The organism is Synechococcus sp. R6-5 (assembly GCF_047461775.1).
Classification (GTDB): Bacteria; Cyanobacteriota; Cyanobacteriia; order Thermostichales; family Thermostichaceae; genus Thermostichus.
Window position 1 is genome coordinate 1 of record NZ_JANSHV010000178.1, and the last position, 7967, is coordinate 7967.

General features: G+C 60.2%; 4 protein-coding genes and 1 tRNA gene. 3 read left to right on the forward strand and 2 right to left on the reverse strand.

Annotation, left to right across the window (positions count from 1 at the left end):
- The first annotated feature begins 121 nt into the window (after positions 1–121).
- Entirely contained in the window at positions 122–1372 is a 1251-nt protein-coding gene (locus NW818_RS09840) for an OFA family MFS transporter (RefSeq protein ID WP_414424450.1), read from the forward strand.
- Between the two features lie 141 nt (positions 1373–1513).
- Positions 1514–1597 (forward strand) — tRNA-Leu (locus NW818_RS09845).
- Here the strand turns inward: NW818_RS09845 and NW818_RS09850 are convergent.
- Positions 1598–3790 (reverse strand): glycosyltransferase 61 family protein, encoded by a 2193-nt coding sequence (locus NW818_RS09850; RefSeq protein ID WP_414424451.1) that lies wholly within the window; start codon positions 3788–3790, stop codon positions 1598–1600.
- Between the two features lie 193 nt (positions 3791–3983).
- On the opposite strand from NW818_RS09850, the gene NW818_RS09855 reads away from it, so the two are divergent.
- Positions 3984–6677, forward strand: coding sequence for a phycobilisome rod-core linker polypeptide (locus NW818_RS09855; protein WP_414424452.1), 2694 nt, complete (start codon positions 3984–3986; stop codon positions 6675–6677).
- Between the two features lie 50 nt (positions 6678–6727).
- Here the strand turns inward: NW818_RS09855 and ruvB are convergent, their stop codons facing one another.
- Positions 6728–7864 carry a Holliday junction branch migration DNA helicase RuvB gene (gene ruvB, locus NW818_RS09860; RefSeq protein ID WP_414388148.1) on the reverse strand — a complete coding sequence of 379 codons (1137 nt, stop codon included), beginning with the start codon at positions 7862–7864 and terminating at the stop codon, positions 6728–6730.
- Positions 7865–7967 lie beyond the last annotated feature (103 nt).

Genomic DNA, 7967 nt, shown 5'->3' on the forward strand with positions numbered 1-7967 from the left:
TGTGGGGGTATCTGTATCCCGACACTGATGCTACGGTTACAGTGCGGGGCTTAGCTACCCCACGCCCCCACAAGCTAACAAGCTCCAAATACCCATGAAAAGGGTTGGATCCCCCATTACTTTGTATAGACAACCAGCCTATGGAGGGAGATGGCTTTTTATCCTCCTGGGGCTCCTGGTTCTTCTTTGCCTGGGAACCGTCTATTCCTGGAGCATTTTCCGCAAGCCTCTGGAAACAGAGCTGGGGATCGGGGCCAGTGAGAGCCTGCTGCCCTACACCGTTGCCCTCGTGTTTTACGCTACCCTCATGCCCATCACAGGGTTTGTCATCCCCCGCTGGGGATCCCGCCGAGTACTGGCTCTGGGGGGCAGCTTGGTGGGTTTGGGCTATGGGCTGGCCAGCTTCGCCCCCTCCATTGGGTGGATTGCCCTCTGCTATGGAGTCATTGCCGGCAGCGGTGTGGGAATAGCCTATGGAGTGCCAATGGCCGTGGCAGCCCGTTGGTTCCCGGATCGCAAGGGATTGGCCGTGGGATCCACCATTATCGGCTTTGGCCTATCTCCCCTGCTCACTGCTCCCCTGGCCAACTGCTTGATCGAGGCACTGGGGGCTCGGCCTACGCTGCTGATTTTGGGGATCCTCTTCGCGGCAGTGATCCTGGGGATCGCAACCCAACTGAGATTTCCTCCCCCCGATTGGATCCCTTCCCCATCTTTTCCAAGAAAATCCACGGACAGCCCAGATCACCCTCTACCGGCTTCTAGGCGCTCTCTCCCTCTGCTGAGAAACCCCTCCTTCTATGGCCTGTGGATCTGCTACGCCATCGGCACTCTGATCGGTTTAAGCGCCATTGGGATTTCCGGCCCCGTGGGGGAAGAGCTGATCGGCCTGGATCCCACTGCGGCTGCCAACAGCGTGGCTCTCTTCGCCATTTTCAACGGGCTCAGCCGTCCTCTGTTTGGCTGGTTGGCCGATCGATTACATCCCCATCAGGTCACTACGGGCTCCTATGGGCTGATCCTGCTGGCCTGTGGGCTAATGCTCCTGCCTCCTCAGGGATCCCTTCTGGCCTACTGGGTAACTTTTTCCTTGCTTTGGTTTTGCCTGGGGGGGTGGCTGGCCATGGCTCCCGCCCTGACCCTGCGCTTGTTTGATCCCGAACGCTACGCCCAGAACTACGGCATTGTGTTTACCGCCTATGGAGTTGGGGCCTTGGTGGGAACGATGATCGCGGGGCAAATTCGCGATAGGCTGGGCAGCTATAGCTATACCTTTTATGGGATGGCCGCCTTGGCGGTGGTGGGGATCTGGGTGGCCAACGCTTTTTTGAAGGAGAAGCGGAAGTTAACGCGGCAGGGATCCCATAAGTAGAGGCAGCAATCTGGCGCTAGGCACTGCTAGCGCGAGCGGCGATTTCATACTCCCCACTGCAAGGCTGAGTGAACCAACTTGAAGACTTGCCCCCCCAAGGCAAGCAGTTTGGTAGAGTAGTACGGCTATTGCCGACAGATTGGGATCGTGGCGGAATGGTAGACGCTACGGACTTAAAATCCGTTGTTCCTCAAGAACGTGAGGGTTCGAGTCCCTCCGATCCCATCATCCCTTGATCCCTGTCTGTTCCAGCACCTCCAGCAAGTTCGAGATCCGAACCCAGGCATCTTCTCGATCCAAATCGGGGCTGGAAAGAAGAGCCACCAAAGCCGGATCACAAACAGGTGCTACCAAAGGGAAGTACCTTAACCCTGCCACCTGGGCAATGATCCAAAAATAGGGGAGCACTGCATTGCTGGGCAAGATCTCGATGACGGTGGTGCCGGGTGGACAAAAGGCGAGGTTGGTCAGGCCCGCCCCGTGGATCCCGATCACCGCCTCTGCCCCCTGCATCAGGGCTATTTGCTCGGGAAGAGAGAGGGTTTCCATCTGCACCGGTACAAATCCCCAGGGGCGCAAGCAGGCCAGCACCTCCGCTTCGTTGATCACCCGCCGCCAGCGGGCAGAGCGACGGCTGATGTAAATCCGCCGCGGCTGCAGGGGGTCGATGGAGAAACTCGGCTGGGCCAGTTGCCGCAGCACCTCCAATCCCCTAGGCGTCAAGCACCCCACCGGAGCGCCTGCTGAGGGCACGATCAGGTTTTGGGCTTGCAGATGGGATCCCCCCAACTGCTCAAAGCTGAGGATGCGCTCGGCTGGGATCCCCAAAGCAGCCAAGCTCTGCACCTGAAAGGGCTTTCTTTGATACCCGTGGATCAAGATGGGGATGTCCTTTTCCAGGGCGCCCGACCGCTGCAAGATATCGAGGGCCGGCAGAATATCCACCATCCAGTGAAAGTAATTAACTGCCCCCAAGGGCAAAAGGGCAACGGGGCCATCCAGTGGGATCGGTGGGGGGAGATGGGTCAAGCCCAGCAGGGGGTGGTGTCGCAGGTGATCTGGCCTGTAGTCCCAGTCGAGGAACTCCGGCGGCGGCAAGCTCAGGGATAGATCGGCGAGCAATTCTCCCCGGCGGGTGAGCACTCCGCTGGCAAAGCTGGCGTAGAGGTGGCGGGGATAGTGGCCCACGTGGACGGATCCTCGGGGGATCTGGGCGACAAAGGTCTCTGCCAAGGGGATGCGCTGCGGGCGCAACTTTTGCAAAATGTCGGGATCAGCGGCAGGGGGCGCTTTTAGACAGAGAACCCCCCCTGGATCCAGCAGTTGGTAGTCCCCTTCGCCCGTGGCCTGATGCCACTGTCGGGTGGTGAGGTAGCCTTGGGTTGGCACTGGCCAGAAGTCAGTTGTAGGGGGAGTGCTCTGGGAAAAGGAGTCTGCTGGAGGGGCAACGCCTTCTGGAGCCCAACGCTGCCGCCAAGCCGAATACAGGAAATCGGGGATCCTCGCAGATCCCTCTCCCCTGCATGCCTGCTCCAGTCCAGATCGCAGAGGGCTTTCTCCGCCACTGCCCTCGCACCACGCCTGCACCCAATTCCGTTCCGCTGCCACCGCTCGGCAAACCTTCTCCCAAGCGGCCTCAGGGTGATCCAGCCGCACTTCCGCTTCCGCCCAGTAGCTGTAGAGTTGCGCCGTCCCGGTGCCCCGCGCCTCAGCCGCCTGGAAACACCGCACAGCCTGAACTGGATCCCGCAGATCCAGCCACGCCAAGCCCATCTGTACCCAGGGATCCCCCCACTCAGGGCGCAGCCGCGCAGCCTCCTGCAGAGGGGAAATCGCCTCTCGCAAACGGCCCAGCTTCATCAGGGCCAAGCCCCAGCGCCAAAAACTCTCTGCCGCCGTCGGATCCTGCTGGCAAGCCCGCTCAAACCACTCCGCTGCCGCAGCCCACAGCCGGCTCCGCTCTTGGGTCAGGCCAATGCGGTGAGCAGCCAAAGCCTGGCCAGAAGACAGCTCCAGCTGTCCATCCCCCAACTCCAGAAGCTGCCGATACAGAGCTGCTGCCTGCGGCCAATGGCCCTTCTCCCACAGGCTTTCCGCCAAAGCCTGCAAGCTCCTCAGCAGGTGGTAGACGGCCTCGGATTCGGCCACCCCCCCCGCTTGCAGCATCGCCAAGCCCTCTTGCCACACCAGCTGCGCCTCCAGTTCCCGACCCAGCAGGAGATAGGCGGCTCCCAGCTCCCAATACAGCTCTAGAGAGGGGGATCCCTGCTCGAGCTGTTGCTGTAAAACCTGGGTAACGCGTTCGTAATGTCCCTGCTCCCAATCCTCAAGGAGAAAAGCGGAAGACAACAGATGGGAGGGTAGAGCTGGGTTGAGAGCCATGTCTTTGTGGATGAGAAACAGTGTTACAAACTGCAACAACCTCCCCACTCTGGGCCCGTGCCCCTAGTATTCTAGGCTTGGCTTCCCCCTCAGGGATCGGGCATCGATCCTTCTCAGCTCAGAGAGGGATGCTCCTCCAGTCGTGGGTCAGCCTCTTCACCCCCTTCGATGGCACTGTCCTCGGCCTTTGTCGGCAGTTTTTTCGATCAAAACGGAGTTTAAAAGATCGATGGGTATCAACGTATCCGCTGGCGCAGTCGTTTCCAACCCCCGTCTCTACCAAACCGTGCCTGTATCGACCATCTCCCAGGCGGAACAGCAGGATCGCTATCTGGGACGCACCGAGCTGGATCGCCTCGAGGACTTTTTCTCCAGCGGCCTGAAACGGCTAGAGATTGCCGAGGTCATTGCGGCCAATTCGGAAATCATCGTCAGCCGGGCAGCCAACCGCATCTTCACAGGGGGCTCGCCCATGGCCTATCTGGAGCGGCCAGAAGCGACCCAAGACGAGAAAGAAGCCTTCAAGCTGGGTACTGCCTTCTACGTGGAATCCACCGGCGGATTCATTGAGGCCATCCGCAACATCTTTAGCGCCAGCGGTGTGGAGATTCCCCCCAATTTCCGCCCCATCAACATCTCCCGCTACGGAGCTGCCAACATGCGCAAATCGCTGCGGGATCTGAGCTGGTTTTTGCGCTACGTTACCTACGCCCTGGTGGCCGGGGATCCCAGTATCATCGCCGTCAACACCCGCGGCCTGCGGGAGATCATCGAAAACGCCTGCTCCGCCGAGGCCACCATTGTCGCCATTCAAGAGATGAAGCGGGCAGCGGCTGGCTACTTCCGCAAAGATGCCGAAGCGGTTGCCATCATCAACCAATACTTCGATGTCTTGCTGAGCGAGTTCATCGCTCCCGCCCCTTCCGACAAGCTGCGGCAGCGCAACGCCAGCACCGCCGACGGCCTGCCCCTGCAGGGGCTGCAGCTACCCCAGGTTTACAACTTGGCTGCCGAGAAAGTTCCCGTTTTTGCCATGAAGCCGGGGCTGTCCAACGCCGAGAAAGAAGAAGTCATCAAGGCCGCCTATCGACAGGTGTTTGAGCGGGACATCCGCCGCGCCTACGGCCTCAAGCTTTCCAACCTGGAGTCGAAGGTGAAAAACGGCGAGATCTCCATGAAGGAGTTCATTCGCCGCCTGGGCAAATCGGAGCTCTACCGCAAGCAGTTTTACGAGCCTTACATTAACAGCCGCGTTGTCGAGCTGGCCTTCCGCCACTTCCTGGGCCGGGCCCCTGAAACCCGCGAGGAAGTGCAGACCTACTTCTCCATCGTCTCCAGCAAGGGCCTGGCCGGCCTGGTGGACGCCCTGGTGGACAGCCGCGAGTACGGGGACTACTTCGGCGAGGAGACGGTGCCCTACCTGCGCAAGCTGGGGATAGAAGCCCAAACCAGCGCCAACTGGGGAGCCAAGTTCGACCTCTACACCTACGCTGCCCCGCGCCGCAAGGTGCCCCAGTTCATTACCCTCTTTGCCCGCTACAACCGGCCTCTGCCGGATCAGCATGCCTATGGCTCCGGCAACGACCCGCTGGAGATCCAATTTGGGGCCATCTTCCCCAAGGAAACCCGTTCCCTCAGCGCCCGCCCCGCCCCCTTCAACAAGGATGTCAAGCGCATCCTCATCCGGCGCGGCTTTGCCCTCACCAACGCCCGCACCAATCCCAAGGCAGTGGGGGATCCCGGTAGCCTTGGCCCCAAAGTCTTCAAGCTCACCCAAACTCCCGGCGATCGCAGCCGGCGGCTAGGGGTGCGGGCGGGGATTGTTGGCAGCGAAGTCTCGACGCAAGCGGTGATCCGCGCCTGCTACCAGCAGGTGTACGGTTACATGCCCTACGAAGGCCAACGGCTAACCCGTTGGGAGATCAAGCTGGAGTCGGGGGAAATTCCTGTCAAAGAGTTTATTCGCCAACTGGCCAAGTCGGATCTCTTCCGCAACAAGTACTGGTCCAGCTTGTATGTCTGCAAAGCCATCGAGTTTATCCACCGCAAGCTGCTGGGCCGACCCACCTACGGGCGCCAGGAGATGAACCGCCTATTTGACATCGCCTCCAAGCAAGGGTTCTACGCCGTCGTGGACGCCATCCTCGACAGCGAGGAGTACCAGCAGGTCTTCGGGGAAGATATCGTGCCCTATGAGCGCTACCTCACCCCCGGCGGTCTGGCGTTGCGGCGGATGCGCCCCGGCTCCACCGACATGGCAGTGACCAAGCCCATTCGCACCGACGACGACATCCCTCTCTTTGTCAAGTTGGGTCAGCCTCGGGATATGCCTTCCGGCGAGCTGGAAATCCAGCGGCGGGCCCAGCAGGGGGTGCCCAAGGTACGCCAAGAGATCCCTGTCTTCAAGCTCACCAGCCTGGCCAACAAAGCGGAAGTCAACAACCTCATCCGCGCCGCCTACCGGCAGGTCTTCGAGCGGGATATGGACATCTACAACATCAGCGCCGAGCTCAGCTCTGCCGAGTCCAAGCTGCGCAACGGCGAGATCACCGTCAAGGAGTTCATCGAGGCCCTGGGGTGTTCCGAGCTGTACCGCTCCGAGTTCTATGCCCCCTATCCCAACACCAAGGTGATCGAGCTGGGCACCAAGCACTTCCTGGGCCGTGCGCCTCTCAACCAGCAGGAGATCCGCAAGTACAACCAGATCTTGGCCACCCAGGGGGTGAAAGCCTTTGTGCGCGCCCTGCTGAACACCCAGGAGTATCGGGATCTCTTCGGCGAAGACACGGTGCCCTATCGTCGCTTCCCCACCTTGCCGGCGGCCAACTTCCCCAACACCCAGGAGCTGTACGGTCGTCTCACCAAGCAAAACCGCGAGCTGGTGGTGCCCAGCTTCAGCCCTGTGGGCAATGACCGCAGCTAGATATGGAGCTCTCAACCCCTTCTCCCCTTGCGGGAGAAGGGAAAGACGAATTAGCTCCACAAAGGCAGAGGAGACTGGGCTTCATAGCCCAGATGCCGTAGCGCAGCAGGGGTAACCACTCGGCCACGGGGTGTACGCTGCAAGTAGCCGATCTGCAGCAGATAAGGCTCATACACTTCTTCAATGGTTTGGGGATCCTCACCCGTCACCGCGGCCATCGTCTCCAAGCCCACTGGCCCTCCACCGAACTGCTCCACCAGCACCGTCAGCAGCTTGCGATCGATCCAATCCAAACCCATGGGATCCACCTGGAACAGCTCCAGAGCGGCTGCTGCCACTTCTCGGCTAATGTGGCCATCCCCTCGCACCTGGGCGTAATCTCGCACCCGCTTGAACAGGCGGTTGGCAATGCGGGGCGTGCCCCGAGAACGGCGGGCGATCTCTGCAGCCCCTTCTGGATCGGTGGAGACATTTAAGAGGCGAGCCGTGCGCAGCACGATCTGCACCAGCTCGTGAGGCTCGTAAAAGCGCAGCCGTTGCACGTGGCCAAAGCGATCCCGCAGCGGAGAAGTGAGGGCGCCAATGCGGGTTGTGGCCCCGATGAGGGTAAAGCGTTCCAAGGGCAGAGAGGTGATGCGAGCAGAGCGACCTTTGCCAATGGTGATATCAAGACGAAAATCCTCCATCGCCGGATAGAGCAATTCTTCTGTAACCTTGGGCAGGCGGTGGATCTCGTCAATAAACAACACATCCCCCCGCTTCAAGCGCACCAAATACCCGGCAATGTCGCGGGGGCTCTCCAAAGCCGGCGCGGTGGTCATGTAGAACTGGGATCCCATTTCTGCCGCCAGCACTGCTGCCACCGTGGTTTTGCCTAGACCAGGCGGGCCGTAGAACAGCAGGTGATCCAGAGGCTCTTGGCGAGCGCGGGCCGCCGCAATGGCAATGGAGAGCACTTCTTTAAGTTCCGTCTGGCCAATATATTCCGCTAGGGTGCGCGGGCGCAGGGATTCTTCTTGGGCTTCGCCAGGGTGGGCTTGCGGCTGCAACAGGGCAGAGGGATCCGCTCCCCTTTCCCCAGCAAAGCTCAACTCTCTGCCTTCTTTTCTCCAGGCTGAAGACTTTTGCTGCCGCCGCTTGGGGCCCTCAGCGTTCTGGCCTGTATCCCGAGAAGAAATGATTGCCATATCCCTAAGTCACAGAGGCAATGGCCCCAATTTAACTCTAGAAAAGCTCTGGGAAAGATCACCCCAGCAAAGAGAACAAAAAAATCCCCCAGACCAAGCTGGG